General features: G+C 67.8%; 1 protein-coding gene. It reads right to left on the bottom strand.

What is annotated here, in order from left to right; genetic code table 11:
- A partial coding sequence (locus J5M58_RS26710; RefSeq protein ID WP_306795259.1) for a 3,4-dihydroxy-2-butanone-4-phosphate synthase occupies nt 1–469 on the bottom strand: 469 nt, incomplete at both ends.

Raw genomic sequence — 469 nt, 5'->3', positions numbered from 1 at the left:
GCGGAAAAACATGGCCGGGGCGCACGATGTCGTGCGGCGACGCGTTATCGGCGATCGCCGCGCGGATCGTCGTCACGCGATCGGCGGCCGACACGCCGGTCGTCACGCCGGCGCGTGCCTCGATCGACACCGTGAACGCGGTGCCGTTCTTGCTCTCGTTCAATTGCGCCATCGGCGGCAGCTCGAGCGCGCGCACCTTTTCGTCCGTCAGACACAGGCAGACGATGCCGCTGCACTCGCGGATCAACAGCGCCATCGTCTCGTCGGTGAGCCGCTCGGCGGCGACGATCAGATCGGCTTCGTTCTCGCGGTCGTGGTCGTCCTGCAGCACGACCGCGCGCCCTTCGCGCAGCGCGGCGAGCGCGGCGGCGATGCGCGGCGGCACCGGTTCGGCGTCGAGCAACGGAAAATCGGAAAATGCGTCGGCGGGCGCCGACTTCGAAGGCAACGGAAACGACATGATGTGAAA

This window comes from Pseudomonas sp. 32_A (assembly GCF_017490905.1).
Classification (GTDB): Bacteria; Pseudomonadota; Gammaproteobacteria; order Pseudomonadales; family Pseudomonadaceae; genus Aquipseudomonas; species Aquipseudomonas inefficax.
The sequence above is the reverse complement of the archived record's forward strand: the minus strand, read 5'-3'. Positions and strand labels throughout refer to the sequence as shown.